Genomic DNA, 22,770 nt, shown 5'->3' on the forward strand with positions numbered 1-22,770 from the left:
CTAGCGTCGCACCACTCCTCAGAAGACGCGCAAATGACCGACAACGGCAAACCCAATCCCATCATCGACACCCTCGCAAACATCATCGGCACCCTGCGCGCCGATGACGACATGCACCAGGTCGCACTGGCGCACGATGCGCTGGAACCCAAGGCCATCGAAAAATTGACGCCACAGGAAGCACGGCAGCAGCCCACCATCGCCGATGCGGTCAACAAGGTGTTGCAGGACCAGGGCAAGACCACCGACCCGGAAGTCCTGGTGCCCGGCGTCAAACGCACGGCTCACACGCTGGAGACGCCAGCAGGCAATCTCCCGGCACTGATCTATACCCCCAACGGCGGCACGCAACTGCCGGTGATCGTCTATTTCCATGGTGGCGGCTGGGTGATTGCCAACGCGCAGGTGTATGACGGCGGCGCACGCGGGCTAGCCAAGGAAACCGGCGCCATCGTCGTCTCGGTCGATTATCGCCAAGCGCCGGAACACAAATTCCCTGCCGCCTGGGACGACGCACTCGCCGCTTACGAATGGGTGTTGGCAAACGCGGCAAGCATCGGCGGCGATCCGCGACGTGTTGCTCTCGCGGGCGAGAGTGCAGGTGGCAACCTGGCCATCGCCACGGCCGTGGCCGCGCGCGACAAGGGGCTGCAGGCACCGACGCATATCCTGGCGGTCTACCCGGTCGGGCAAACCGGCAGCCTGCACACAGAGTCCTATATCGAAAACGCGATCGCCAAACCCTTGAACAAAGCCATGATCGAATGGTTTGTCGGCCACCTGATCCGCAGCGATGCGGACAAGGCAGATACGCGCCTGGACCTGGTCAACGCCAACCTGCGCGGCCTGGCACCGGTGACGCTCATCAACGCCACCATCGACCCGCTGCGCAGCGACGGCGCCAAGCTGGAAGATGCCTTCAAGGAGGCCAACGTACCGGTCGAGCGCGAGGTCTACACCGGTGTGACGCACGAGTTCTTCGGCTGTGCAGCCGTCGTCGCCAAGGCGAAAGCCGCGCAGGAATACGCAGGCAAGCGGCTGCGTGAGTCGTTTCGCTAGGCGAGGACACCGCCTGGCATGATGGTCGTGCCTCTCGAGCAGTGACAGATAACGTACGAACACGAGGGCCGCCCTGGCAGACCAGGCGGCCCTCATGTTTTTTTGGTCTCACTTTATGCGTTATTAGAACTATTACTTTCGGGACAGGGTATCGGCTCCAAGCCTGCCTCGTGCGCGGTACGATTTGACAAGCCTGCGGCTGAAAGGACTACTGCAGCAACTCCCTACCCTGCCTTTGCATGTACGATCCAGCCAGGGGAGGAGTCGCGGTCAGACAAGGAGTCCGTCATGAGTGAAATCCACTCCAAACGTGCAGTTGCCTATGCGCACGTCAGGCGCGCACTGCAATCGGGCCGGTATCCGCCCGGTCAGCGCATCGACCCGGGAAAGCTCGCTGCCGAATTCAACACCAGTCCCACCCCGGTACGCTTTGCCTTGTATCGCCTGGTCGGCGAAGGGCTGGTGGACGACCACGCGCGCTACGGCCTGCAGGTCCCGCTGCTCACTGAAGTTGCCCTGCGCGACCTCTATGACTGGATGGAACGCTTGTTGCTGATGGCGTGCGATATCGCCAGTCTGCAGCCTTCCCGCACCCCTGCCGGCATCGTGCAGGAAGACGACCGCGCCGATCTGGTGAAGCGAACCTGGAAGCTGTTCGATGCGATCGCGCGCAGCGCTGCACACTGGTCGCTGCACCACGCAGTAAGACAGGCCAATGACCGGCTGGCCCCGATCCGTCGCGCCAAACACGGCATGCTCGATGCTGTCGACGCTGAGATAGCGGATCTCGAACAGCACTGGCAACGGCGCGACTTCATTGCGTTGCAGATCGCGCTGCGGTCGTACCACACACGACGCAAGCAGGAAGTGCCACGTATCGTCGCCGCATTGAACGAGCAAAGCCGTAACGCGCGATAGTCGTCCATCCAGCGGTTCGCGAACAGACCGAACATTGGCTGGCCAACTACAATCACCAGATCCCGCACGACAGCCTGGGCGGGCTAACGCCGCCGAGTTCCGTGATCAACATCAACCGCAGACCTCTAGCTTTCGCTGGCATTGAATCACGGGGAGACGACAACTGGATCGTACTGAGCAAGATCACCCTAATCCAGGGCGTACTGGTCTTCACGCTACTGTTTTCCTTTGCGATGTCCTGGCATCTCATTCGCCTACGTATACGCGTGCAGTCGTATGCGCAATTACTGGCTGAGGCAAACCGGCAAGATGGCGCATCCAGCACGTAAGCGGCCACCAAGAACGACATGCCAATTGTGGTGCAATAATGAGTAGCCGCGCTTTCCGACGTCGCACCCGTGCTTGTTGCCTTCGCACCGATGTAGCATAACCACCCTTGCCTATCGTCCTGTTCGATAAGCCATACCATTTGGATCTAGCAAGAAAGGAATTGAGATGTCATCGCCATTTGAATTGATAGATTTGCCAGCAGGTAGGGCCCGTTTTTCAAGCGGCATCCGGGGCGCTGACGAGCTTGGTCATGAGACCTTCGCCATTGAAATTGATGGCATAGAGTATTTTGGAGAGTTAAAGAATGATTGGCTTCCAGACCAAACCCATTATGACGTAGCGGTTGTCTCTTTCGGATTTTCGGTAGAGCTTCAAGTCGGGATGCCAATTACTGCCTGGTCAGTTCGCCCCTTTACCCATGACGAACTTGAATCCATAAAGACCATCATCATCCAGTTAATAGATGCTGGAACTAGCTTTACGAAGAAGCCGCTGATCATTAGTGAAAGTGGGGGGGCAATCTTCACGGGAAAGGTCATTTTTAATGAGAACTGGGCATTGACCAAGCGCAATGATCAGCCCGGAGTTCAGAAATGAGCGACCACGCCGCCTCGATCTCTCTGATAGAGAAAGCACGATCTCTAGATGAAATATCTGAAATTGCAAGGTCGTATTCGGCAAAATCGGTTAATCCGGGCGGTATTCTCTACAGTCGTTGGGTTGGCGACGTCTCATCCGAGGTCATGGCGGTTGAACTTTCTGAAAGGACTGGGCTTCCCGTCATCAACGATACGCCGCGTGCCAAGTTCCTCATGGAAGCCCGGACCGCCGTCGAGGAGAAGGCCTCCGAGATTTTCAGGTCGCAGGGCTTGCCACCGAAGATGGCCAGAGAGTCTGCAGCGTCGTTCTTGTTCGGCGACCCCGCAGTTCCATCGCAGAGCCCCACGTCCTTGTCGAAATGCCTCTGGGGCGAGGCCTCGCACGAATTCGCAAGCTCGCTACGCGGTGACATCAAAGTTGTGGCTTCAGCTGCCAACCTCGAACGTGTCTTCGGCCAGGTCGAGGTCCCTGCTGTACTGAGTAACCCCAACGTCACTTCGCTAGGCGGAGAACCCATTCCAAAGTTGCAGGCGCTGTACGCACAAGGTGGCGCAGGCGCTGTACTACCGGAGGTGCAAACACACTTTATCCAGGCTGCCCCAAAGGGCATCTTTGTAGCACCAGAGAGTATCGGCTCAAAGATTGACAAGGTAACGTTTTCGCGTGAGTTCGCTGGAAGTTTAGAGCTGCAGCAAACGCACTTCCGGACATCCGCAGAACTCACCGCGTCGGGCATGGTCCGTGCGCCGACCGGGCTTGATGTGCCAGCCGCAAGCATCTCGGAGACAGCGCTCAGTGCTGAAGCAGCGGCTTCACGCAAGCTAGCGTCAGGCACAGTCCGTGGGTTGGGCGTCATGGGTGCGGCGGCGGCGGTGTACGACCTCGGCACTACGGCAAGAAACACCGCGCGGCTAGATGCGCAGGGCAATAGCACTGCTGCAGATGCAGAGGTCACCCGCTACGCCACACGGAGTGTGGGCGCTGTTGGCGGGGCGGTGCTAGGCGGAAGCATGGGCGCCGTCTTGGGTGTGGAGTCTGGCCCGGGCTTGCTTGTCACTGGTGCGATTGGCGGCATTGTTGGTGCCGTGGGCGGCGACAAGCTTGCCAATGCCATCAATGACCACCGTATTTCCCATCAACAAGATGCGCAAGGCAACACATGGCGCCTCGAAAATCCTCCGTCCGGCGCGCGATGGGCGCGGGATGTCAGCACTGGCGAAGTCGATCCGGCTGCCGTGGCCTTCGGCGAGGCCGGTGTGCCGTTCCAACGGACGCGCACAGAAGTGGCGCCGCCGGAAGTCTCGGACCTATTGACGTTCAAAGCATCAAATACGTCCATCGAACTGGCCTTGGGCTCGCCGCCGCAGAACAAAGATCCCTATACCCTGCCAGCCAACGCGCACGATACCCGGAGCATGCGCGACGCGCCATGGGTGCACCACCCAGACACACACCAGTGGACGCGCCAGGTAGCCGACGGGCTGGTCGATCGGACAATGAGCACACACACCGAGACGGCGAGCCCTCAGCGTGCAGCGCAACTTGATGAGGCTTCGCAGCAAATCATCAAGCAGAACGCGATGCAGACGCCAGCAGCAATGGCCGCACACTACAAAGAGGCTTACGACCAGAACGGCTGGGAGCGTCACGGCTGCATGCCCGCCGCAGTCCATGACGCGCTGAAGCATCCGGGCCGGATCGTTGGCTCAGACGGTGACCTCTACGAACGCGGCAAAGATGGTCAATGGACCCATGACGGTATGCTGTGGGACAGCGACGCCAAGGGAAATTTAAAGCAAGAGCTTGATGGAACCTACGCAGCCCAGACCCTAGGCACACAGCGTACGGCTGCACAGCCGGCGGCCCAGGCCGCTGCCGAACCGATCAAAACGCTAGAGACGGTCCATGTCACAGCGCCGCGGGCGCAAAGCCACGATAACGCGGACACCTCTTCAAAGAAAACTCAGGAAGACACAGGTGTACGCGACCTTAGTGGGCCCGCACGACCGCAAGCGTCAGGCCCGCAAGATCCGGATCATCCCGATCACGCCATGTTGAAGCAGATCCGCGAAGGCGTCGCCAAGATCGATGAGAGCGTGGGCAAGCCGTATGACGAAATGAGCGAGCGCGTCAGCCGCTGTTTGCTGGCGGCATGCAAGGACAATCGCGAGCGCTATCCAGAAGCAGGCAACACCTCGCTGGCTGCGAACGCGCTGCAGCGCGTCGATCATGTACTGATGGGAAAGAACGGCAATCTTGTTGCGATAGAGGGGCAGATGAATGATCCAACACACAAGCGCGCCGCCGTCTCCATCGACCAGGCAATCAATATGCCCTTGGAACAGTCGGACGCAAAGCTGCAGGCTGCCAACCAAGCCATTGCTCAGGAACAGACGCAGACACGACAACAGGAGTTGGCACGAAGCCAGCAGCAAGATGCACAGCAGGCGCCGCGCATGAGTGTTTAATTCCACCATCGCCGAGTTCGATTTGCTGGAGCAGCTGTGGCAGGCACGCGAGATCACCGCGTTGAAAGCCGCATTGAGTGCCTGTCACGAACGCCGCAAGGAGCTGGTGCCGCGCATCGTGGCATCGCTTAGCGACCAGAAGGAACTGCTGCGCTGAGCCTGGCGCGAATAATCATTCCGCTACAACGCAAAAATCATTTGATAACCAAAAATCCCTGCTTCTAGGCTGCAGTTGCCATGGGACGTCCATGGCGCCAAACCAAGGAGCCTGAGATGGATACGAACGAGAACGCCCGCACCCACGTGCAGGATGAAGTGATCGAGCTCGGCGTCGCCAGCGTCGAAACCAAGGGCCAGATGGGAATCACCGAGAACTTCGGTGCGGTTCCCCTCGACGGCATCTCCGATGCCTGAGCAATCGGGCGCGCCGCAAGGCGCGCCCTCTGGCTGAGGACTCCCCGATGGCCGTTCTGCGAGTGAATGACGACCTGTCCTACTGCATGGTCGACGGCCATCTGATCTTTCTGGACATAGGGAACGACCGCTACTTCCGCCTCTCGCGCCCCCTGGAATCCTCGTTCATCCGCTACCTCCAGGACGGTGACATCCACGCTGGTGGCATCTCCAAGCTATTGGAGCAGCGGGTACTGACGGATGTGGTGCCCAGCCACCTCCCACCCATGCAGCGGGTCCCGACCAGCCCAACGCACAGTGCGCTGGAGATGACGACGGAATCCACCCGAGCGACGTCCGCGCCCGCCATCGAAGTAGCCGCGCTTGTCCTCTCCACACACATCCAACTGAGAACACGGAAGCTCAAGCGCGTACTCGACCGCATCCGCCGCCATCGCGACGGCAGCCCATCCATACCAGCGCCGTCGTCGCACGAAGCACTCCGAGCAGCATGTTGGGCAGAAGCGTTCCGAAGCGCCCGCGCGCTCGTCCCCATCGATACCCGCTGCCTGCCCGACTCGATCGCCCTCACTAGGTTCCTGGAAAGGCGTCGGCTTTGCGTCGACCTGGTGTTCGGCGTCACCAGTGCCCCCTTCTCGGCGCATTGCTGGGTGCAGTACCAGGGCATCGTCCTCAACGACACGCTGGACCACGTCCGCGCGCATACAACGATTCTGGTGATCTGATGCCCGGCGACTACCTTCTCCTGCTTGGCAATGTGTCCGGGTCACGCGATGCCTCTCTCAACCACCTTCCCAATTTCGGCCTACCGGTACGTTACGCGACGGCGCACGCCACGCTGCTATGTGAAGACTCGCTCCCCACGCTGTCGCTACCGGATGGCAGCGTGCTCATCGGCCATCTGTTCAACCACGACGGTACATCCTTCGACACCGACACCTCGCTAGGCTTGATGCGCGATCCGGCTTCGGTCCAACAGCACATCGTGTCACGCTGCTGGGGCAGCTATCTGCTCGTCCAGCCCGGTATGGGGCAGAAGCCAGCACTTCAACTGATCCGCTCCGCGTCTGCGGCGGGAAACCTGCCATGCGTGTACTCGATCGCCGACGGTTCCGGCTTCGTGACGTCCGACATCGCCCTGGTGGAGCGGGCTGGGTTGTACCGCAGGCGGATTGACTGGACCTTCATCGCGCATCGCCTGCGCTACCCGGACATCAAGACGCAGCGTACCGGGCTGGAAGGTGTCAACGAGCTACTGCCCGGCTGCAGCCTGGCCATCGACGGTGAAAGGACGTCGGTCGATACCGCGTGGTCGCCATGGACCTTCGTGGCGCCAGAACAGCGGTTCCATGACCGCCACGAAGCCGCCGCGGCAATCCGCGCCGCAGTGACGGCATCCGTCCGTGCCTGGGCCAGCATCGACACGTCGATCCTGCTGGAACTGTCTGGCGGGCTGGATTCGTCCATTGTCGCGGCGTGCCTGTGCGACAGCGAGGCAGACATCACCTGCTACAACCTGGTCACGCCGGTACCGGGCGTCGACGAGCGGCACTATGCCGCGTTGATGGCCGGCCAGTTGGCTGTGCCGCTGCATACCGAGCATCTGGAGCTCGATGGGGCCCGGTTCGATTTTGACGTCGCCGCATCGGCGTTCACACCCGGCGTTGGCCTGCTGCAGTTCGCCATCGACCAGATCATGGAGCGTGCGGCCAACCGCCACGGTACTGCCACTTACTACTCCGGCGGCGGCGGCGATTCGGTGTTCTGCTACCTTCGGACCGCGGCCCCGGCCGCCGATGCATTCAGGGCAGCCAGAGCAACACGTGGGTTCAAGGCCATTGGGGATCTGGCACAACTGCACCAGTGCACCTTCTGGAAAGCCGCCAGTCTGACGCTCGCCAAGCTGAGCCGGCCACCGCGATCGGCCTGCCACGAGGTGACGTCCTTCCTTTCCGCATCCGGCCCGCGCCCTACCCCGGAACCACATCCCTGGTTCAATGCGCCCGCCAACGCGCTGCCGGGCGATCGCGAGCGTATCTTCGACCTGGCGGGCAACCAGCTCTTCCAGGGACAGGCACCACGCGGCGGCGCCCGCCCCATGCGCTTCCCACTGCTGGCCCAGCCGGTCATGGAAGCGTGCCTGCGCGCGCCCAGCTGGATGTGGATCACTGACGGCCGCAATCGCGCGCTCGCGCGGGATGCGTTCGCCGATTGCCTGCCCGCGGAGGTCCTCAACCGAAGAAGCAAGGCCACCTACATGAGCTACCTAGGCGCGATCTACGCACGCAACAGGCACCAGATCGGCGAGTTCCTGTTGTCCGGACGCCTCCACGCGCATGGGTTGCTCGACGGCCCCGCCATCACCGCATTCCTGTCGATGCCGCTGGCACCACGTGACCAGACCTTCCTGCGCATGTTCGACCTGTGCATGGTCGAGAACTGGGTAGGGCAGCAGACTTGAACCCGCTTGGCAGGGCAACTCTACGAAGGACTGGCCGGCTCAATCAGTCGGCTTCGGGCGCACTGCCAACCACGAAACGGCGGGAAAACCTCGCCCGGCACGGCAAGAGCAAAGACGTGCCGCCCTCCGAGCCACGCCGTTGTCGGGGGCTCGAGATTATGTCGACGGCATCCGATAGCGATGGCTCAAGACCAAGCCGGACAAGCTTTCCAACGATGGACCAGCCGACTGAGAAGGCGCAGGTTGGTCGCGTTCTGGGCACGCTACTCCTGCTGCCCGGGAATCACTCTGGTTCTTTACTGTTCTGTTCCAGGAAGAACGGCTCCAGATTCGCTTCCTTCGTAGCCGGATATCGCCTGCGCGGCCCGGTAGCACTTCGTGCGTCACGAAGGACCGCTCCTGATCGTTTCAGGTCACGCTCCGCCGCCCACGCCAATTGCCCTGGCACGCGGTCACTCGCAACCACATCCGCATCAGTTGGCGGGATTCGTCTGGCTCTTGGCCGCCCGCATCTCCCGCCAGCGCTGGTACTGCTCGGCCTTGCGCGGGTCGGCATCCTCGTAGCCCTGCAGCCAGAACCGGAACCAGTCCAGGTTGCGTTGGTACACCGCGAGTTTGTGGCGTGGCTGGAACTTGTTGTGTGGCTCGTCGGGAAAGATGTAGAGGTCGGCGCGGTGTGCCTGCATCAGCGGGATGGCGTAGTCGAGGCCGTGCATGTATTCCTGCTCGGCAAACTGCATCAGGAGCGGGGCGTGGATCTTCTGCAGGTTGCCGGTTGGCGAGATCGCCTGCCATTGCGCTGGGGTCTCGTCCGGTGCGCCAAGCTGCCAGTTGCTGCGCAACAGCGACAGGAAGGGATCGCCGATATTGCTGCCGAGCAGCCGGTACAGCGGCGAAGTGGTGGGCGATGCCAGCGATGCGGCGGAAAGCAGCCTGGAGTGCAGCAGCGTCCACATCGTCACCTCGCTGCCGAAGCTGATGCCGCCCATGCCCACGCGGTGGCGGTCGATGCGGCCGCGTGATGCCAACAGGTCCACCGCGCTGGTGACGGCCGACAGGCCGAGCCCATAGCGCTCCGACGCATCCGCCGGGAACGCAGGGGCGTTGATGCACAGCGTGGCGATGCCCTGCTCCGCCATCGCCGCCAGCGGCCATTCGTCGCCGGAGCCGCCACGCAGAAATCCCATGCAGCGGTAATAGGTGACGAACAATGGCGATGGCGCGCCGCCCGTATGACGGGCTCGATGGAACTGCCCGGTGAACCACTGCCCCTGCGCGTCCTGCCAGCGCAGCAGCTCCACCGGCAGGTCCGCAAGATCCTGCGCCAATGCAGCATTGGGATCGAAAAGGATCGTGCGCGCCCCGGTCTGCAGGTCCACCCGTTCCAACCGCGGCGGGCGGCCTGCATCGGCGGTCACACAGGCCAGCGCCGCCGTCGACACGCCACAGCGACCCGCGCCCCAGCGATCCTCGCCTGCGAACATGCCGGACGATGAAGCGACCGGCTGCACCTCGCCAGTCACCACGTTCCAGCGGTGCAGTGATTGCGCGAAGCCGTCGTCGTACGCGGTGACGGTGAAGACCACCTCGTCCGTGCCCGGCCGCCACTGCGCAGCGCTGATCGCAGTGCCACTGCATGCCTGCGCGGTACACGGGCTCCATCTGCGAGTCTTCGCGTCCTGCAGCAGCCCCATCACCACGCGCGGCGCATCCGTTGCCGCCGCGCTGCGCGTCAGCACCGCGATGCGTCCGGTCGCAGGGTCGCGTTCCAGCTTCCACGCATCAGGCACATCGACGGCAAGATCGGCCGGCGCCAGCGGCGCAGATGGCCGGTCCTGTGCGGCACCGTCGCGCACAACGCCGGTGGCAAGCTGCACGCGGTGCCAACGGTCCGGTAACGCGTCGGCAAGGCATACCCGGTTGAACATCACGCCCAGCCGCTGGGTGGCCGGGCGCCCCTCGGTATAGCCGGAGCGGAACAAGCCCTGGCCAAGTGGCGTGGTGCGATCCACGCGGATGCCTGCGTCGTATTCGCGCAGCTCCATCGCGGCCACCTCGGTACGCGTTGGCCCGGTGCTGTAGGACAGCGTGTCGCCATCGGCACTCAGCCAGAATTCCCGCACGTCGGCATCACCCTCGCTCACGCGCTCCGCCGCCGCGCCATCGACCGATGCACGCCACACGTCGATGCCACCCTCGAGCATGGCGCGGTAGTAGATCCAGCGCCCATCCGGTGACCATACCGGCACGGCAGGCTGCGGGACACCTGCTGAATCACGCAGCGGCACCCCACCATCACCCACGCGGCGTGCCGGCGCCGTGCCATTCATGCGCTGCACATACCAGTCCGCAGCGTCACTGTTGCGTTCCACCGAGGCCCGCATCACCCGGAACGCCACCAGCGTGCCGTCCGGTGACACCACCGGGCTTGCGAAGTCCGTGATTTCCACCAGCTGCCGGGGCGCCGTGGCACGCACGGGCGCCGCAGCAAGAAACACCGCCAATCCATTCACCACGCCGCAGCACAGCCACAGCGCCCTGCCTGAGCCGGATGTCATGCGCCACACTCCTTGTCAGCCACCTGCGGCCCGCGCGCCGTGGTGCCGCCACGAACCCGGCACACGACCACGCGCTGGCGCAGGCCAGCCTGTTGTTGCTCGAGATGCCCCGGCGCGTGCACATACACCGCCCCAGGGCGACTTGGATGGAAGACGGCGAGTCCCCGCACCGCCCTCCTGCCTCACCAGTGCTTGGACACCGCGAGGCTCACGTACCGGCCGATCGCCGAATAGTTGGTGGAGTCGTACGGCGCATACGTGCGGGTGGTGGTGGCGTACAGCGGTGGCGCACGGTTGAAGGCGTTCTGCAGCGCAAGCTCGAACGCCAGGCCGGACCAGATGTCCGCGCGTTCGCCACTGTCGTAGCGCAGCGTGGCATCGAAGGTGGTGAACGATGCGCCTTCACTGCCATCCGCCGCGTTGGTCACGCCATCCTTGTAGTTGCCGAACAGCGCGGCACTGAAGCCACCCTGCTGCCACACCGTGCCGGCCCGGCCGCTGCGCCTGGGTGGCTGGAACAAGGTGCCGGCCAGATCGTAGGTGGGCAGCCCGGCGGCCACCTGCCGGGTGCTGTCCAGCCAGGTGAGCGCGCCACGGAAGGTCAGCGCGCCCTGCCCCAGGTCCACCCGCCAACTGCCGGACAGGTCCACGCCCCTGGCCCGCTGCCGCGCGGCATTCACGTACTGGTTGCTGGCGATCGCCACCACCTGGGCAGGCACATAGGGCGCACCAGTGCCGTTGACGAAGCGGAAACCCTGTAGCGCCGCTGCCAGCTCCGCCTGTGTTGGCGAGGTGGTGATGAACGGCGCAAACGCGGGATTGCTGAGCGCCTGCGCCGGCACCAGCGGCTGCACCACGCGGTCTTCGTAATCGATATCGAACCAGCTCAATTCCGCCTCAAGCCCTGCCCAGGCCCGCGGATGCACCGCCAGCGATGCACTCCAGGTGCGCGCGCGCTCCGGGCTCAACGCCTTACTGCCACCACCGACCAGCAGGGCCGTCGCGCCCGGCGCATAGCCGGTGCCACCCAGCACCGCCGCCGGGAACAGGATGGCATCGCCCGCCAGGTACTGCTGCGACAACGTGGGCACCTTGAACGACTTGCCCCACGACAGCTTGAAGGTCATGTCGTCGCTGGGGCCATAGATCACCCCGAACTTGGGCGTGGTCACGCCACCGAAGCTGTCGTAATCCTCGCCACGCACCGCGCCGGTGACGGTCAGCCGCTGCACGCCCGGCACGCCCTGCTGCGGCGCCACCAGCGGCACGTTCAACTCGGCATAGCCAAAGCGGCTGCCCACCTCGCCATCCACCTGCGTGTAACCGCTGACCATATTGCGGCTCAGGAATGAATTTTCGCGATAGCCCACGCCCACCGCCAGGCGGGCATCACCGGCGGGCAATGCGAGCAGTGGCCCTTCCGCGCCCAGCTCATACGCACGGCTGCGGTTGCGATACGCCGTGCGCGACAGCGCGGCGCCGCCGGAGGCCGGGGTGAACACCGTGTAGTCCACGTCGGTGGCCTCACGCCCCCAGGTGCCACCGAGCGACATGGACCAGTCGCCCGGCAGGTAGACCTCCAGCCCCGGAGCGACCAGGGTCGTGGTGGTCTCGGGCGCGTTGTGCTCGTAGGTGCTGGCGTAGGCCATGTCGGTGGTGATGCTGCGCTCGGTGCGGAACGCATCGAGGGTCAGCTCGACCAGCTCTCCCACGCCCTGATGTGCGCTAAGCAGGCCGCTGCGCAGCGCGCCGCCCTGGTACAGCGTGGACGGTGCATACATGTCCTGCGCATAGTCGCGCTGGTTGGCGCGGACCGGGTCATTGTCGCTGCGCTTCCAGGTGGCGATCAGCCCACCGCTCTGCCACACGGCACCGCCGGTGGCGGTGTACTCATGCGTGGTCAGCCCGCCATCGGCGGCCGTGCCATAGCGGCTACCGACCTCGATGCCGTCGAAATCGCGACGCAGGATGATGTTGCCCACACCGCCCACCGCATCGGAGCCATAGATGGCAGAGGCCCCATCGGCGACGATGTCGATGCGCTCCACCGCCTCCACCGGGATGGCGCTGATATCCACCATCTGCACGAAGCCGCCATAGGACATGCGGCGCCCGTTGAGCAGGGTGAGCGTTGCATCCTGGCCCAGGCCGCGCAGGTTCAGGCCGGAGCCGCCGGTGATGTTCTGGTTGCCCTGCCCGCCCCCGGTCGCACCCGCGGCAATACCGGGATTCTGCCCACCGGAAAAGTTCTGCGGCAGGCTGCGCACTACCTCCCCCAGGTCGGCGAAGCCTTCCTCGCGAATGCGCTCACTGCCGATGGTGACCACCGGCGATGGTGTCGTACCGCCGCGGATGCGGGTGCCGGTGACCTCGATGCGATCCAGCGACGTTGCTGTGCCATCACCGCGCTGCGCATCGGCTTGTACTGCGCCTGCATGCTCGCGTTGCAAGAGGGGGCGCTCCTGCGCCGCAAGGTTGTGCAGCGACAGCAGCGAGACAACCGCCACTGCCAACCTGCTGCGTGCATGATCAGAACCGACACCGCTCCCCGCTACTGCCCGTCGTGCTTGCATGTGCATCCTTCGCGTCCTGGGCGCGGCACCATCGCCATTGCGTCCCCCGACAACAAGTGATGTTGCGCAAGCGCAATGCCCTACCAGCAACGTTTGCAATATGCAGGCATGCGCTGCATACAGAGCGCACATTCGGCGGTCTATGCAACACGCCGCGCAGAGTGCGGAGTGCGGAGTGCGTGCTACTGAATCAGCAGGTGACGCAACGCGTAGCCGATCGCGGCAATCAACATCGCTGCCAGCAACACCCAAGGCCAGCGACGCCTCTGCTTGGAGGGCGGCGTCAGCAACTCCAGATCGCGTGCAGTGGCGGCCTGCAACTCGGCATCACCCAGTACCGCCGATGCATGCGCGTCCACGTCGAGCAACTGCTGGTAGGCCGCACGGTGGCGCGGGTCGGCAGCCAGCCAGGCCTCACGCACGGCGCGCTCGGCAGCGCTCTCGCCGCTGCTTCGAACAAGATAGGCGGCCGCCTGCGCCTGGATACGCTCGGACTCTGCACGCATGGCTGGTGACTCCCGGCGGGCCGTTTCCCTGCGCCCTTGCGCACGATGCTACCAGCATCCTTTGGCGGCACCAGGCGCCAGCCTTGCAGGCTGGTCACTGCGACACTTCCCCCACGGCCGCACGACAGGCCAGCAGCGCACGGCTAATGTGCTTCTCCACCATCTTGGTGGAGATCCCCATTTTTGCGGCAATCTGCGGATAGGTGAGCCCGTCGAAGCGACTGAGCTTGAACGCGAGCCGGCACTTGGGCGGGAGTTCGAGCAAGGTGCGCTTGAGCAGCACATCAAGTGTCTGGCGGGCATCGGCAATCTCGTCTACGCCAGCCTCGTCGGCCCTGATCGGCGCCACCTGATCCAGCGACACATGCTGCGTCGCCAGCCGCCGGTGACGCGAGCGCCGCAGCTCGATCACCAGATTGTGCGCGATGCGGTACATCAGCAGCCGCCGGTCGCCGATGTTTGGCGCATCGCGGTACACCATCATCCGCGAGAATGTCTCCTGCGCCAGGTCGGCCGCCGTCTCGGCATCGCGCGTACGGCGGCGCAGGTACACCAGCAGCTCGGCCTGCAGCGCAGCCAGTGCCCGGTCGAACTCCGCACGCAGACGATCTCTTTCCTCAAGAGACAACTGGCCGCGCGCCGCAGGCGGCCCGTCACGCGAGCTCATCGTGATCGCCGCGCCTTCGGCCGAGTGCCGCTGCCCACCAACTCCCCCACGCATCTTGCGACACGACACACCAACGCAACGCGCGCGCAAGGGTCGTGCAAGTGGATCTGAACATGAGCGATTGCAGCCAAAGATGGACAGTGGTTATTAAGACCCGCAGCCCTGACCGCAGCCGCACCTATCTAACCATGATGGCAAGCAACGCTAACCCCCTACGTGCCGCGCGTTGGTCAGCCTTGGTCGAGATCACTCGCCACTCAACGCTTGCTCGCTGCAAGTGCAGTGGTGCCCATAGCGTTGCATCATTGACCCGCATTCTCGTGGGCTCCATGCAAACAGCAAGACCGTGCGCTGTTGCAGTTGCAGTTGCAGTTGCAGTTGCAGACAACAGAAACGCTGCTTGCTACCAAGTGGGTGCTTTGCCATTGCGCGTGGCCGAAGGCGAATGCATTCGCGCAGCGCCGTCAATGCACACATCCGCCCTGCGCACGTGATACGAACAGAGCAGACTATCAACTGCGGTTTTTCCAATCGATCAGGCAACGCTCCTCCAGATTCAAAGACTGCATAGACCGATGCAACCAACGCACTCACGCTCACAAGCCCACTGGAAACCGAACGCAATGGACTACGTCATGTGTGTTACCTGGACAATTACCGTGTTGGCCGGCAACCTTCTTGCCGCCGCACCAGCTTCCGCACAGGCGCCCACCGACAAGCCTGGCACGACCTCGATAATGGCGGCTCTCGACGCGCCCGTGGTTGCGGAGCCCGCGGAGGCCAAGACGCTTGAGCCAGGTCAATACATCACAGAGGCGGGGTGGGGCCAATTGCTTTTGACAAAAGAAGATGGAGTGCTCCGATTCTCCCTGGAAAGCACCACGGGTCAATCCATGTGCTTACTCGAGGGCACCATCCGCGGCACCCAAGGCAGCGCAGAGGTTGAGACTGGCACTACAGGCTGCAAGGTCCAGTTTTCCAAAACCGCTGAAGGCGTCGACGTGACAACGCCCACCCCGGCGGAGTGCAAAGCCATGTGCGGCTATAACGGCAGTTTCGAAGCACCTTACCTTCGTGCCAAGAGCGGCTGCGACCGCGCCGCCATTGCACGTACGCGCGCGGCGTTTCAGCATCGCTACGACCGCAAGAACTATGAAGAAGCGCTCTTTGTATTGTCTCCCGTCCTGACGCAGTGCGGGCAGACACTGGAATGGGGCGAAAAGGGAGATATGCGCAATGATCTGGCACTCACCCAGTACAAGACTGCCCGGTACGCGCAATGCCTGAAAACGTTGCAGGACTACGCTGAGGATGCAGCGCTACCAGACGATGCGGTGACGGACCGCTGGCCGCCGGTCCTTGCCGATCCCTATCTGGCGATCGTCCGCGCAGCTAGAACCAATATTGGGTTGTGCAAAAAAGGGCTTGCCAGGCAAAAGAAGGACTAGTCGTGGCCGACAGGCTCGAACACGAAAGACATCGGATAGCACAAGAAAATCTACAGCCGTCCACTAGGCTCCCGCGGGCGGGCTAACGCCCAGGCGCAGGCGCATGTTGTGCAGCCTGTGACTGCCCTTGGTCGTAGGCGTGGACGGCATTCTGTTGGTTGGCCATGTAGAGGCTCTGGCGCATATCTGGCGCCGGCGTCGTTGCGTCCACCTGCACACGAAATCCTGGCGTCTTCCCAGCCACAAAGATGTGGTCATCACGCAGGACGGCACCGGCGAGCTGGTCAACCCGTTCCACACCGGCCTGCTTTGCGGCAATCATCACCTCGGCGACTTTGGTATCGGAAACTGATGCCGGCAGCTGCCCACGCAGGGTGTTGAAATACGCACGATCCGGATGCGTGTCCGGGAATCTGTCATGCGCCTGTTCCTGCAAGCGCGACACATCCTTGTTGATCCGGTCAACATCGCTGCTGGTCACAAGGTCCCGTTCTGGATCTCCCTGGGGGCGCGCCAGGCGTGGATCGTCAGGAAACAACTGCCTGAGGCGTGGATCGTTCAAACCCGTCGCCAGATCACCGTGACGCAGCGCGTCGTATGCCTGACGCGCAAGCGCATCCTGCCCGGAGGTCTGATCACCGAGCCGGCGACCGGCTTCGTTGTTCCACAAGTCCATGCGGTGTTCGTAGGGGTCGTTTGGATGCGCCGGCCCAATTTCGGCATCATCCCCGAACTTACGTGCAATCCACTGCTGCCCTAGCGCGAGCTGGGTGACGCGGCCACTGGTATACGCATGCCGGAAGGCGTCGAGCTGATCATTGTGTCCCTGCGACTGGAACGTGCCATCGGGACGCTTTGCCAAGGTGATGCCGCTCAGCTGTTCGTAGTGCCGATACGCTTCCTGCTCGATCTCACGCTTGGCGCCCTTCGGATCGGTGATATCGACCATGGCTCAGCCTCCCTGCGCTGCCTTTTGAAACTCGATAGGCCCTTGGTAGCCCGGATACTTCTTCTTGATCAGGATGCGATCGGATGGCGTCACACAGCTATCCTCGAGGGAATTGGCCACATGTGCCTCATCCACGAAGAACTCTTCATAAGGCAGCGGCAGCAGGGACGTTTCTCCGTCGCGGTCGAACTTCAGCAACAGGCTGTCATCGCGCTCGAAGCACAACGTCTTCCAGGCGAAATCAGTCAGCGTCCCGGCTTCAACCACAGCCGAGTCCTTGCCGGCCAGCAGCGTCACAACATGCTCGGAGAACTGTTTCTTTGAAATCGGTGGCTCGGTCATGGCGCATCCTGCAAAGGCGGCAACGACCACTGTGGCCACTGCCGAAACGTGGGGGCGGAAGATAGCGAATGGCATGTGACGCGGCTCCTTCCTGCGGTAGATGAGTGTTTACCAGAAGGGCGCAGTGTACGCATCTTTGCAAAAGTGGCGATTCCTTCTCCGCCAAATGTCCAAGCCCCGAGCTGCTGAGAAGCCCGTTGACGTTGCGACGGCCGATTACATCAGATTTGAGTAGTCGCCGATCTGATTGCATATCTCCACAGGTGGGTCATCCACCTTGACGACTCTTCGCAGGCCTCTTTCAGACTCCCCCTTCGGGGCAACGACACGGTAGACGAGATAAAACTCTCGGTCACGCTCCCAAAGACTGAACGTCGAAACTTCGGAAAATCCAAAACCTCTGCCGTTCGAAGACGCAACCTCAAAGTTGCACTCAGCATAGGCACCGAATCCGCAACTGGCATCCAAGTAGCGCAACCGGTCTCTCCTACCAAGATCAAAGTGATATGAGCGCCCGTTTTCATCTTCGATGATCTGCGGTGTGATTTTCAACGCCCGGTTTACACCTGCGCTCTCCCAGTCCCGGGACTCTGCACAGAGTGAGAGATCGTGCAGCTCATGGGCACTAGTCTCGGCAACTATCAAAGTGCAACCTGTTGTAGCCAGGAGCAAAACCAGTACGCAGTTAAGTAACCTTACGCTCACGGGCAAACCCCAGCCTTCGTCGCTCTGAGTGCCAGCGCACCAGCGATATAGAACATCTCAGCGCGTCATCGACGGGCCAGCCTGGGTAACGGCTTGCTGCGATTGCTCCAGCGCCTGCTGCTGTTCGCGCGCCTGGGCCTGAGTCTGATTGATTGCCTGCAGGCGATCGAACGACTGGGTCTCTGGTGTCTGCACGGCGTCCATGGTCGACATATGGGCACGCTGGTGAGCCGGGTCGTTGAGGGCGCCCTGAACGACGAAGACCTTCTCGCCGCCCGCCAGCTGAGCCGTTGGGTTGTTGAGCACTACATGATCCACCCGCGACAACCCTTCCTCTTTTGCCAGCGCAAGCAGGCTGGCGGTCATGCGCTGGCTTGATGCATCCCACTCCCTGCCATGCTGGGCATCGAGCTTTTGCACCCCATCTCTGATCTGTTGGTAGAGCGAGTGATCTGCATGGCCTGGGTCTGACGGAAGAAGTTGAGTCGGTGGCCCAGGCGATTGCGGATCGCGCTCTCGCAACTCCTGTTCTAGCTCGCGCGCAGTGATCGGCGAGACGTGCAGGTGCGTCGTCTTGCTGTGCTGGAACAGGCCGGGCGTCGGCGGCTGCGTGCTGCTGTCGAGGTAAGGCATGGGGCGGGTGTTGCTACCCAGGTCGATACCGTTGCGCTCCAGTATTTCTTCTTTCAATCCCAGGCGCTGCATGTCCAGGATCATGGGCTGTTCTGGCTCGCCCTGCTTTGGCTTGTTGTAGTGGCGCTCGTAGATGGCAGCTGTTTCAACCACCCACGGGCCGTAGTGGTTGGCGTAGTCGGACTGACCGGTATGGCCGATACGGGTGCTCTTGGCATCCTTGTCGAAGAAGTTCGCACCCATTGCCTCAACGTTGGCAGGAGTGACGGGCATCGTCATATCTGCGTTCAGGGTAAGGTTGGACTTGAGCACGTAATTGAACTGCGGCATTCCGCCAGTTCGATCAATGAAGTCGTGCATGCGGCCGGGGGCTTCCCGATAAATATCTTCCAGGGAGGCATGCGGATTTGACTGCTTTACCCTGCTGATGGTTGCATTCCAGCCTGCAATTTCTGCACTTGCTTCATCTACACGGTTACTTGCTAGAACCTTCTGCGCCGCGTCCGAATAGTCGTGCGTGGTCTTGGCTATTTGCGCCGCAGCGGTTTCGAACGTCTTACGGGAAACAGCTGCGGTTGGGCTGTACATGGCGTGCTGTAGTTCATGCCCAAGCACAAACGTCATGTCACCCGAATCAAGCAATGTTCCACCAGGCCCATTGGAAAGTTTGGACAGCGGCAGCCGGATGGAATTCTCATTAGGCGTGAACGTCCCACCTGCATTCGGATCAGTCAGAGGCTTTAGACTGAGTACGCGCTGCTTGGCAACCGCATCATTGAATTGATCAACCAGAACGGGCGAAGCGGCAAGAACGCCCTGCAAATTGGCGACATGTTCGGCAGTGACACCTGGCTGGCGGCCGAAGTCATCAACAATGGCTTGCGCCTGTGGACTCAAAGGCATGACCGTTCCTTGGATTAACGAATGTAGATCCATTCAACGCAGTGGTGCTCCACCCGCTGCTGCGGTGCATCAGCCTCACCTCGTGGAAACACCTCCACGCGTATGCCTGGCCGGCTGAAGAAGTCACTCATCCATCGCCCGTCTTCCACCATGTTGCGCTGACGCACGAACCCGATACTTTCCAGCTTCTTCGTGAACGTATCGAAATCGATCTTGCAGATCTCCGTCATGGGCGGAGAAGCACCCGCTTGCGTTGGGATAAAGGTGAACTCGAACCAACGCCCTGCGGTAGCAGTCTGGTCCATGCCAAAGCTATACCCCCACTCACTGGTAAGCGGAGCACTGCCGCCGTAACGCCTGGGATCTGACGCGGCATGCGTCACCGGGACACCCATCTTGGATTGCAGGTAGTCGGGTGTCAGATCGTCAAGCCCTTGGATTTCTTCAATCAAGGCAAGCATGCGGGTGAGTGCATCTTCTGCCGTTCGTATCGGTCCGCTGGGTTCGCTGCCAGGGGGAGTGACTGCGGAATCGGATGAGGAACGCATGGCAGATGTCTCCGTGACGGTTGCCGGGGCTGGGGTGGCCGCCGTGTGGGCGCATGCGCCCAGGGCGAAGGTGGCGAGCAAGGCGTAGAGGGGGCGCGCGATCATGAAGCGTCCGTTGTGCGCTGGTGTGGCTGTGACGCTAGTGGCATCGGGCGCCGAGGTCAATTGCAAGGCTTCTGGCAGTTGGTCGATGTGACACTTGGTAACTCCAGGCTCATTGCCGAAATCATTCAAAACTTTCAAAGCATCAGGACTAAGTGACATGTCCGCTCCTTGGACTTAACGGATGTAGACCCATTCGACGCACTTGTGTGCCACCAACGCTTGCGGTTCCGCAGCCTCACCTCGCGGAAAGACCTCTACTCGCAGTCCTGGGCGCGTAAAGAAATCACTCATCCAGCGCCCGTCTTCGACGATGTTGCGCTCACGCGCAAATCCCATCTGCTCAAGCTGCTGGGTAAAACGATCAAAGTCCAGGCGACAAATTTCGGTCATCGCAGGCGATGCACCGGCCACATTGCGATCGAAGCGGAATTCGAACCACCTGCCATCAAGCTTGGTTTCATCGACTCCAAATCCATAACTCCAATCCTTAGTGAGCGGGCCGAAGGCCCGATATCGGCGTTCGTCGCCTTTCACGAACTGAACCGCCTGCCCCATCGTGGAATTCAGACGCTCGGGAGTGAAGTCGGAGATGTCCTGGCTGCCCTTGATCAACACAAGCAGCTGACCAAGCAAGCCTTCCGCAGTGGGCTTGTTAGGCGGCACAGTCGTAGGACTGGATGAATTCATGGCAGATGTCTCCGTGACGGTTGCCGGGGCTGGGGTGGCCGACGTGTGGGCGCATGCGCCCAGAGCGAGGGTGGCGAGCAAGGCGTAGAGGGGGCGCGCGATCATGAAGCGTCCGTTGTGCGCTGGTGTGGCTGCGACGCTAGTGGCATGCGGCACCGAGGTCAATCGCAAGGGGTCTGGCAGCCGCACCATCATCGCCGCACGCTACGCGCCTTGGCCGGCACTTCCACCGGCGGCAACACCTCCATCAGCAGCTGCCCTTCGCTGGCGGTGATGCGCAGCTTGGTGCCGATGGCAAAGCCCAGTTGCTCCAGCCATAGGCCGCTGAGGCGGACGTGGGGCACGTGCTGGTCGCCGGCGTGGTCGTGGGCTCCGGGGTAATGGGTGTAGCTGACGGTGCATTGGCGCGGGCGGCGGGCGCGGCGGGGTGCGCGTAGCGTGCCGGGGCCTTGCGGGGAGGCGTCCGGGTCGGGCGGCAGCATCGGTGGCAGCTTGGTGCGGTCGGGCTCCACAACAACCCACTGCACCCGCTTGGGCGGCGCGGGGCGCGTACGTGTGCGGGTGGGCCGTGCGCTGGCAGATGCCGTGGGTGGGCGGCGGCGTGTCATGGCACCTCCTGGTGGTGGCGGGTGATGGTTGCAGTGACGCACTGCTGCAACCCCACGGCACTAGGTGCGGACCGGTAACCCGAGGTGTGCGGCAATACAGCGAGCTGGAGCCTCAGCAGATGCGCGAGATGCTCGCTCGCCTGCTCAACAGCTGCGCGTGCGACGATCCCGCGCAGCACCTCGCCCACATCCCAGAGCACGCGGCGAGCGGAGGCTGGCAACAGATCAACCGGCACAGATGCCGGCGTGGATGGTGCGGTAGACATGGCAACGCCCTCCTGGAACAACCCAAGAACCGCCGCCAACGGCGACGGGATGTCGGGAGGTTCGAAACCGCTAGTAGCCGGCGGGTGTATTCCCCTTGCGGGTGTTGTATTAGCCGCCCTCCCGACACAGGCATTGCGTCGGCTTGTACCTGCAAGATGCAGGCACAAAAAACCCACCGGTTTGACGGAGGTGGGTACCGCTACTAGAGGAGTTTCGACGCTCCTTGGGCCTAGATTGCGAGTGCAGCGTGTGCGTGTCAATAGCAACTGAGGAGGATGTTTGACGCGTCTGTGTAGCGTGCTGGCGCACCACCGGCAGCTGAGGAATACTGACGATCACAGCCATTCGTTGGCTGCGCGATCCCCGAGGGAAGCCAGGTGAGTTCAATGGATGAAGTAGCAACGGAACACAGCGCCGACATTGATGGAGAAGCGATCAAGCTCACAGACCCGAGCTTTCCATCGCTCTCTTCAGCAATGGCCCATTACGCACAGGTGACCGAGCAGAGCCGCGCCGGCCCAGTCGAGCGCTGGAGCTTGACGATTGGCCTGATCGGTGCCGGCGTCGGAATCTTGTCCGGTGCTCTGTTGGACGGCAAAACTGGCATCTATTTAGCTGTCTTCGGACTTGTGACTGAGCTGACAGGCTTCCTGATTTCGGCAGCGCTAACCGTCAAGCGCGAATGGCCGGGGTTCCGTCGCCCCTATGCGGATCACGCAGAGCTGATGGAGCGGGAGTTCCATCAGTATCAATCGATGGTCGCGGCGCTTCGCAGGTTTCCGCTGGAACAACGGCGTCGACGCGAGGCATTCATGCGTGATCGTCGCACCAACATGCACGACCGCCTGGGGCTATTCACCGGTGGCATGGAGAAGCTTGGCTTCATGCCTGTCCTGCTTGCCCTCTATCTGCAGTTGAAAGACTGGCGTCTGGGCGACTGGACGGTACTGGTAATCCCCCCACAGGTTAGCTGACGCCAGAAGTGGAATTTTCTCGTACCCTTTTCCGAGGAGGTTCCATG

22 protein-coding genes and 1 pseudogene are annotated in these 22,770 nt (G+C 62.1%); 11 read left to right on the plus strand and 12 right to left on the minus strand.

Annotation, left to right across the window (positions count from 1 at the left end):
- Window positions 1-33: 33 nt before the first annotated feature.
- From XnspCFBP7698_RS13670 to XnspCFBP7698_RS13705, 9 genes and pseudogenes are all read left to right on the plus strand, one after another.
- Window positions 34-1,059 carry an alpha/beta hydrolase gene (locus XnspCFBP7698_RS13670; protein ID WP_104579206.1) on the plus strand — a complete coding sequence of 342 codons (1,026 nt, stop codon included), beginning with the start codon at window positions 34-36 and terminating at the stop codon, window positions 1,057-1,059.
- Window positions 1,060-1,347: 288 nt separating this feature from the next.
- Window positions 1,348-1,977 carry a GntR family transcriptional regulator gene (locus XnspCFBP7698_RS13675; protein WP_104579207.1) on the plus strand — a complete coding sequence of 210 codons (630 nt, stop codon included), beginning with the start codon at window positions 1,348-1,350 and terminating at the stop codon, window positions 1,975-1,977.
- 14 nt (window positions 1,978-1,991) lie between these two features.
- A pseudogene (locus tag XnspCFBP7698_RS13680) lies at window positions 1,992-2,122 on the plus strand (integrase core domain-containing protein); the annotation flags it as partial.
- A gap of 350 nt (window positions 2,123-2,472) precedes the next feature.
- Complete coding sequence (locus XnspCFBP7698_RS21370; RefSeq protein ID WP_146093137.1) at window positions 2,473-2,904, plus strand: hypothetical protein; 432 nt, start codon at window positions 2,473-2,475, stop codon at window positions 2,902-2,904.
- The gene (locus tag XnspCFBP7698_RS21885) at window positions 2,901-5,375 is read left to right on the plus strand and encodes an XVIPCD domain-containing protein (RefSeq protein WP_343203218.1); all 2,475 of its coding nucleotides are present in this window, start codon (window positions 2,901-2,903) and stop codon (window positions 5,373-5,375) included. The genes XnspCFBP7698_RS21370 and XnspCFBP7698_RS21885 overlap by 4 nt, the downstream gene beginning before the upstream one ends.
- Complete coding sequence (locus tag XnspCFBP7698_RS21565) at window positions 5,368-5,532, plus strand: hypothetical protein (protein WP_158255433.1); 165 nt, start codon at window positions 5,368-5,370, stop codon at window positions 5,530-5,532. Before XnspCFBP7698_RS21885 ends, XnspCFBP7698_RS21565 begins: the two co-directional genes overlap by 8 nt.
- A gap of 116 nt (window positions 5,533-5,648) precedes the next feature.
- Window positions 5,649-5,789 carry a benenodin family lasso peptide gene (locus XnspCFBP7698_RS13695; protein ID WP_157769284.1) on the plus strand — a complete coding sequence of 47 codons (141 nt, stop codon included), beginning with the start codon at window positions 5,649-5,651 and terminating at the stop codon, window positions 5,787-5,789.
- A 47-nt stretch (window positions 5,790-5,836) separates the two neighbouring features.
- Window positions 5,837-6,514 (plus strand): lasso peptide biosynthesis B2 protein, encoded by a 678-nt coding sequence (locus XnspCFBP7698_RS13700; protein ID WP_104579210.1) that lies wholly within the window; start codon window positions 5,837-5,839, stop codon window positions 6,512-6,514.
- On the plus strand, window positions 6,514-8,250 hold the full coding sequence (locus XnspCFBP7698_RS13705) for an asparagine synthase C-terminal domain-containing protein (protein ID WP_104579211.1): 1,737 nt from the start codon (window positions 6,514-6,516) through the stop codon (window positions 8,248-8,250). The genes XnspCFBP7698_RS13700 and XnspCFBP7698_RS13705 overlap by 1 nt, the downstream gene beginning before the upstream one ends.
- A gap of 473 nt (window positions 8,251-8,723) precedes the next feature.
- Here XnspCFBP7698_RS13705 and XnspCFBP7698_RS13710 read toward each other — a convergent pair whose 3' ends face one another.
- From XnspCFBP7698_RS13710 to XnspCFBP7698_RS13725, 4 genes are all read right to left on the minus strand, one after another.
- Window positions 8,724-10,808 (minus strand): Atxe2 family lasso peptide isopeptidase, encoded by a 2,085-nt coding sequence (locus XnspCFBP7698_RS13710; RefSeq protein ID WP_123137462.1) that lies wholly within the window; start codon window positions 10,806-10,808, stop codon window positions 8,724-8,726.
- A gap of 182 nt (window positions 10,809-10,990) precedes the next feature.
- Window positions 10,991-13,315: a TonB-dependent receptor gene (locus XnspCFBP7698_RS13715; RefSeq protein WP_233548969.1), complete on the minus strand. Its 2,325-nt coding sequence runs from the start codon at window positions 13,313-13,315 to the stop codon at window positions 10,991-10,993.
- 248 nt (window positions 13,316-13,563) lie between these two features.
- Window positions 13,564-13,887 carry a DUF4880 domain-containing protein gene (locus tag XnspCFBP7698_RS13720; protein ID WP_123137464.1) on the minus strand — a complete coding sequence of 108 codons (324 nt, stop codon included), beginning with the start codon at window positions 13,885-13,887 and terminating at the stop codon, window positions 13,564-13,566.
- A 94-nt stretch (window positions 13,888-13,981) separates the two neighbouring features.
- Window positions 13,982-14,554: an RNA polymerase sigma factor gene (locus XnspCFBP7698_RS13725; protein ID WP_233548970.1), complete on the minus strand. Its 573-nt coding sequence runs from the start codon at window positions 14,552-14,554 to the stop codon at window positions 13,982-13,984.
- Between the two features lie 623 nt (window positions 14,555-15,177).
- On the opposite strand from XnspCFBP7698_RS13725, the gene XnspCFBP7698_RS13730 reads away from it, so the two are divergent.
- On the plus strand, window positions 15,178-16,002 hold the full coding sequence (locus tag XnspCFBP7698_RS13730; protein WP_233548971.1) for a hypothetical protein: 825 nt from the start codon (window positions 15,178-15,180) through the stop codon (window positions 16,000-16,002).
- A gap of 82 nt (window positions 16,003-16,084) precedes the next feature.
- Here XnspCFBP7698_RS13730 and XnspCFBP7698_RS13735 read toward each other — a convergent pair whose 3' ends face one another.
- The 8 genes from XnspCFBP7698_RS13735 to XnspCFBP7698_RS21780 all read right to left on the minus strand — a co-directional run bounded on the left by XnspCFBP7698_RS13735 (window position 16,085) and on the right by XnspCFBP7698_RS21780 (window position 21,748).
- Window positions 16,085-16,951, minus strand: coding sequence for a hypothetical protein (locus XnspCFBP7698_RS13735; protein WP_123137466.1), 867 nt, complete (start codon window positions 16,949-16,951; stop codon window positions 16,085-16,087).
- A 3-nt stretch (window positions 16,952-16,954) separates the two neighbouring features.
- Window positions 16,955-17,368, minus strand: coding sequence for a hypothetical protein (locus tag XnspCFBP7698_RS13740; protein WP_123137467.1), 414 nt, complete (start codon window positions 17,366-17,368; stop codon window positions 16,955-16,957).
- 141 nt (window positions 17,369-17,509) lie between these two features.
- Window positions 17,510-17,845, minus strand: a complete 336-nt coding sequence (locus XnspCFBP7698_RS21645) for a hypothetical protein (protein WP_233548972.1) — start codon at window positions 17,843-17,845, stop codon at window positions 17,510-17,512.
- A gap of 210 nt (window positions 17,846-18,055) precedes the next feature.
- Window positions 18,056-19,534 carry an XVIPCD domain-containing protein gene (locus XnspCFBP7698_RS13750; RefSeq protein WP_123137468.1) on the minus strand — a complete coding sequence of 493 codons (1,479 nt, stop codon included), beginning with the start codon at window positions 19,532-19,534 and terminating at the stop codon, window positions 18,056-18,058.
- A 14-nt stretch (window positions 19,535-19,548) separates the two neighbouring features.
- The gene (locus XnspCFBP7698_RS13755) at window positions 19,549-20,187 is read right to left on the minus strand and encodes a hypothetical protein (RefSeq protein ID WP_123137469.1); all 639 of its coding nucleotides are present in this window, start codon (window positions 20,185-20,187) and stop codon (window positions 19,549-19,551) included.
- 174 nt (window positions 20,188-20,361) lie between these two features.
- Entirely contained in the window at window positions 20,362-20,979 is a 618-nt protein-coding gene (locus tag XnspCFBP7698_RS13760; RefSeq protein ID WP_123137470.1) for a hypothetical protein, read from the minus strand.
- 86 nt (window positions 20,980-21,065) lie between these two features.
- Window positions 21,066-21,482, minus strand: a complete 417-nt coding sequence (locus XnspCFBP7698_RS13765; protein WP_076038903.1) for a SymE family type I addiction module toxin — start codon at window positions 21,480-21,482, stop codon at window positions 21,066-21,068.
- Window positions 21,479-21,748 (minus strand): hypothetical protein, encoded by a 270-nt coding sequence (locus XnspCFBP7698_RS21780; RefSeq protein ID WP_233548973.1) that lies wholly within the window; start codon window positions 21,746-21,748, stop codon window positions 21,479-21,481. The genes XnspCFBP7698_RS13765 and XnspCFBP7698_RS21780 overlap by 4 nt, the downstream gene beginning before the upstream one ends.
- A gap of 387 nt (window positions 21,749-22,135) precedes the next feature.
- Here XnspCFBP7698_RS21780 and XnspCFBP7698_RS13780 point away from each other — a divergent pair, with 387 nt between their 5' ends.
- The gene (locus tag XnspCFBP7698_RS13780; RefSeq protein ID WP_233548974.1) at window positions 22,136-22,723 is read left to right on the plus strand and encodes a hypothetical protein; all 588 of its coding nucleotides are present in this window, start codon (window positions 22,136-22,138) and stop codon (window positions 22,721-22,723) included.
- Window positions 22,724-22,770: the final 47 nt, after the last annotated feature.

The organism is Xanthomonas sp. CFBP 7698 (assembly GCF_003600855.1).
GTDB lineage: Bacteria > Pseudomonadota > Gammaproteobacteria > Xanthomonadales > Xanthomonadaceae > Xanthomonas > Xanthomonas cannabis.

What these genes read in the sequence shown, in the direction of transcription:
- XnspCFBP7698_RS13670 (WP_104579206.1), top strand. Translation starts at nt 34, where the DNA reads ATGACCGACAACGGCAAACCCAATCCCATCATCGACACCCTCGCAAAC.
- XnspCFBP7698_RS13675 (WP_104579207.1), top strand. Translation starts at nt 1,348, where the DNA reads ATGAGTGAAATCCACTCCAAACGTGCAGTTGCCTATGCGCACGTCAGG.
- XnspCFBP7698_RS21370 (WP_146093137.1), top strand. Translation starts at nt 2,473, where the DNA reads ATGTCATCGCCATTTGAATTGATAGATTTGCCAGCAGGTAGGGCCCGT.
- XnspCFBP7698_RS21885 (WP_343203218.1), top strand. Translation starts at nt 2,901, where the DNA reads ATGAGCGACCACGCCGCCTCGATCTCTCTGATAGAGAAAGCACGATCT.
- XnspCFBP7698_RS13695 (WP_157769284.1), top strand. Translation starts at nt 5,649, where the DNA reads ATGGATACGAACGAGAACGCCCGCACCCACGTGCAGGATGAAGTGATC.
- XnspCFBP7698_RS13700 (WP_104579210.1), top strand. Translation starts at nt 5,837, where the DNA reads ATGGCCGTTCTGCGAGTGAATGACGACCTGTCCTACTGCATGGTCGAC.
- XnspCFBP7698_RS13705 (WP_104579211.1), top strand. Translation starts at nt 6,514, where the DNA reads ATGCCCGGCGACTACCTTCTCCTGCTTGGCAATGTGTCCGGGTCACGC.
- XnspCFBP7698_RS13710 (WP_123137462.1), bottom strand. Translation starts at nt 10,808, where the DNA reads ATGACATCCGGCTCAGGCAGGGCGCTGTGGCTGTGCTGCGGCGTGGTG.
- XnspCFBP7698_RS13720 (WP_123137464.1), bottom strand. Translation starts at nt 13,887, where the DNA reads ATGCGTGCAGAGTCCGAGCGTATCCAGGCGCAGGCGGCCGCCTATCTT.
- XnspCFBP7698_RS13725 (WP_233548970.1), bottom strand. Translation starts at nt 14,554, where the DNA reads ATGAGCTCGCGTGACGGGCCGCCTGCGGCGCGCGGCCAGTTGTCTCTT.
- XnspCFBP7698_RS13730 (WP_233548971.1), top strand. Translation starts at nt 15,178, where the DNA reads ATGGACTACGTCATGTGTGTTACCTGGACAATTACCGTGTTGGCCGGC.
- XnspCFBP7698_RS13735 (WP_123137466.1), bottom strand. Translation starts at nt 16,951, where the DNA reads ATGGTCGATATCACCGATCCGAAGGGCGCCAAGCGTGAGATCGAGCAG.
- XnspCFBP7698_RS13740 (WP_123137467.1), bottom strand. Translation starts at nt 17,368, where the DNA reads ATGCCATTCGCTATCTTCCGCCCCCACGTTTCGGCAGTGGCCACAGTG.
- XnspCFBP7698_RS13750 (WP_123137468.1), bottom strand. Translation starts at nt 19,534, where the DNA reads ATGCCTTTGAGTCCACAGGCGCAAGCCATTGTTGATGACTTCGGCCGC.
- XnspCFBP7698_RS13755 (WP_123137469.1), bottom strand. Translation starts at nt 20,187, where the DNA reads ATGATCGCGCGCCCCCTCTACGCCTTGCTCGCCACCTTCGCCCTGGGC.
- XnspCFBP7698_RS13760 (WP_123137470.1), bottom strand. Translation starts at nt 20,979, where the DNA reads ATGATCGCGCGCCCCCTCTACGCCTTGCTCGCCACCCTCGCTCTGGGC.
- XnspCFBP7698_RS13765 (WP_076038903.1), bottom strand. Translation starts at nt 21,482, where the DNA reads ATGACACGCCGCCGCCCACCCACGGCATCTGCCAGCGCACGGCCCACC.
- XnspCFBP7698_RS21780 (WP_233548973.1), bottom strand. Translation starts at nt 21,748, where the DNA reads ATGTCTACCGCACCATCCACGCCGGCATCTGTGCCGGTTGATCTGTTG.
- XnspCFBP7698_RS13780 (WP_233548974.1), top strand. Translation starts at nt 22,136, where the DNA reads ATGGATGAAGTAGCAACGGAACACAGCGCCGACATTGATGGAGAAGCG.